Origin of the sequence: Mycobacterium simulans (assembly GCF_900232995.1) — a bacterium.
Lineage (GTDB): Bacteria > Actinomycetota > Actinomycetes > Mycobacteriales > Mycobacteriaceae > Mycobacterium > Mycobacterium simulans.
Genome location: NZ_OCVX01000018.1, coordinates 1 through 3,108, shown reverse-complemented (window position 1 = coordinate 3,108; position 3,108 = coordinate 1). Strand labels below are relative to the sequence as shown.

The following is a 3,108-nucleotide window of genomic DNA, read 5'->3' as shown; positions in this document are numbered from 1 at the left end:
CCCCCGGCGCCCCCCCCCCCCCCCCCCCCCTTCCCCCCCCCCTCGCCCCCCCGCCCCCCGGGCCCCGCCCCCCCGGCCCCCCCCCCCCGGCCCGGCGGCCCCCCCCCCCCCCCCGCCGTTGCCGCCGGCCCCGCCGCTGCGGTAGAGCAACCCCCCCTGGCCCCCGAGACCGCCGTCGCCGTTTCCTGCGCCGTTACCGCCTGCTCCGCCGGTGCCGATCAACCCGGCCGCCCCGCCCTGACCGCCGATGCCGCCAATGCCGCCGTTGCCCCCAGCTCCGCCGGTGCCGTAGAGCAGTCCGCCCTGACCGCCCGCACCACCGACGCCGTGTCCGGCGCCGATGCCGCCCGCTCCGCCGGTGCCGATCAGCCCAGCAGCTCCGCCGTTGCCGGCGATGCCGCCGGCGCCGGCGTTGCCGCCGGCCCCGCCGGTGCCGTAGAGCCATCCACCGCTGCCGCCGGCGCCACCTTTACCGCCGACGCCGCCGGCACCGGCGTTGCCGCCGGCCCCGCCGTTGCCGACGAGCCCGGCGGCCCCGCCGCTGCCGCCCGACCCGCCGGCTACCGCTGGGGAATAGCCGTTGCCGCCGTTGCCGTAGAGCAGTCCACCGGCCCCACCGTCGGGGTGGGCGGCCGTGCCGTCGGCGCCGTTGCCGATCAGCGGGCGGCCCAGCAGCGCCTGGGTATGGGCGTTGATCACGCCCAGCGTGTCCTGCCCCAGGGTCTGCAACTGCGAGGCGGTGGCAGCCTCGACTGCCGCATACGCCTGGGCGCTAGCATCCAGCGCCTGCACAAACTGGGCGTGAAACACCGCCGCCTGCACGCTCAGCGCCTGATATTCGTAGCCGTAGGCGCCAAACAACCTTGCGATCGCTGCCGACACCTCATCTTCGGCGGCGGCCAGCACCCGTGTCGTTGAGCTGGCCGCCGCCGCATTGGCGGCCCCAACCGCCTGCTCAATCGTGGTCAAGTCCCGCGTGGCCGCCATCAAGAATCCGGGCGTCGCGATCACAAACGACGACATGAGCGGCCTCCATCACAACGAAGAAATTCCGACCGGTCGCATCGTCAACCCGCAAGCGCGTAACGGAGTCCGTAGCCGGCTACCTAATCCCCACTACTGACCACTCCTCGAACTACCCCACTCCGACAGATCGAGGTGCAGCTGGCGGCGCCGCCAGTCGCGCTAAAGCGCGCTGACGGTTCCGCTGGGGCCTGGTGAACCGTTCGTACCGCTCGGTCCCCCCTGCCCCGCGGTGCCGCCGATGCCGGCGGTGGCTAGACCCGTATTGACTGCCTTTGCATCGCCGCCCGCGCCGCCGTCACCGCCGCCACTGTTGTTTCCGACGCCGTCTCCGCCGCCGCCGCCGGCGCCACCTGCGGTAGATCCGGTTCCATGGTTAATTGCCTGACCGCCGCTGCCGCCGTTTCCGCCGCTGTCGCCATTGCCGCCGTTCCCACCGAGGCCGCCCGCCGCGCTACCGGGGCCAGGCGATCCCCCAAAGGGGGCCATGACGGTCGCTTTACCGCCATTGCCGCCCTTGCCACCGGAGCCGCCGGAGCTATCGCCGCCGTCGCCTCCGGTGCCGCCGACGGCGTTTCCGGTTCCGGTGTTGGTGGCTTGACCGCCGCTGCCGCCGTTTCCGCCGTTTCCGCCGGTGGCGGAGGCCCCGTCGCCGCCGTCGCCGCCGATGGCGTTTCCGGCTCCGCCGTTCAAGGCCTCGCCGCCGTCGCCGCCGACCAAGGTGCCGGTTCCGCCCATGCCGCCACGGGCGTCCCCGGAAAAGGCGAGGCCCCTGCCTCCGGCTCCGCCAACCGCGCCGCTGCCGCCGTCGCCGCCGGTGGCGGTACCGCCGCCGACTGTGGCAAACCGCGTCCCGCTACCGCCGTCACCGCCGTAGGTAGTCCCGTTCCCGCCGTTGCCACCGGTTGCGTTTCCAATCCCGTTGGTGTAGCCGCTGCCGCCGGCGCCGCCCTTCCCGCCGGCACCGCCGCTGCCGCCCTGCCCGCCACTGCCGCCGGTGGCGTTTCCCGCTCCGGTTCCCGATAGGTTGGTCGCGCTGCCGCCGGTGCCGGCGTCGCCCCCGAGGCCTGTGGACCCGCTGCCGCCGTTACCGCCGATGCCGCCGATGGCGTTTCCAGCTCCGTAGGTTTGGCCGGCGCCGCCGGTGCCGCCGCTGCCGCCGACGTAGCCGTCACCGCCCCGGCCGCCGTTGCCGCCGTTGGCGTTTCCGGCTCCGTAGGTTTGGCCGGCTCCGCCGGTGCCGCCGTTGCCCGCGGCGGCCCCGGGGTTTAGCCCGCCGTTGCCGATGTTGCCCCCGGTGCCGCCCTTGCCGCCGATGCCGTTTCCGGCTCCGTAGTTGATCCCTTCCCCTCCCGTTCCCCCGTTGCCTGCGCCGGATGAGCCGACGCCGCCTTGGCCGCCGTTGCCGCCGATGGCGTTTCCACCGCCGGCATCGACGGACGCGCCGCCGCCGGCACCGCCGTCGCCGCCGATGAATGTTGCGCTGGTGCCGCCGTTACCGCCGCTGCCGCCAGCGGCAATTCCGTTTCCGCCCGCGCTCGTTGCGTTGCCGCCGCTACCGCCCAAGCCGCCGATTCCGGCGCCGCTGAAGCCCCCGGTACCACCGGCGCCGCCGAAGGCGCTTCCGGTTCCGAAGTTGAACGCGGCGCCTCCAGTACCGCCGCTGTTCCCGCCGGTCGCACCGTCACCGCCGCTGCCGCCATCGCCGCCGACGGCGATCCCGCCGCCCGCGACGGATGCGTTTCCGCCGTTACCGCCTATACCACCGGTGCCGTTGTTGGCGAAGCTGGCGTTGCCACCCCTGCCGCCGTCGGCGTTTCCAGTTCCGTAGTTGTTCGCTTCTCCTCCGGCGCCGCCGTTGCCTCCTCGAGAAGCGCCGCCCGCGCCTCGGCCGGCGTCGCCGCCGATGGCGTTGCCACCGCCGGCCGCGACGGTTGCGCTGCCGCCGTTACCACCGTCGCCGCCGGCTCCTGTGACGCTGGTGCCGCCATTGCCGCCGCTGCCGCCGGCGGCAATTCCGTTTCCGCCCGCGATGGTTGCACTGCCGCCGGTGCCGCCGGTGCCGCCGCCATCGCCGTTCTGGCT

General features: G+C 74.5%; 1 protein-coding gene and 1 pseudogene. Both read right to left on the bottom strand.

The annotated features are described in order from the left end of the window. On the bottom strand, positions 1-1,023 hold a 1,023-nt coding region (locus MSIMFI_RS26455; protein ID WP_191499899.1), incomplete at its 3' end, for a PE family protein. A 162-nt stretch (positions 1,024-1,185) separates the two neighbouring features. Continuing rightward, positions 1,186-3,108 (bottom strand): annotated as a pseudogene (locus MSIMFI_RS29115) (PE family protein); the annotation flags it as partial.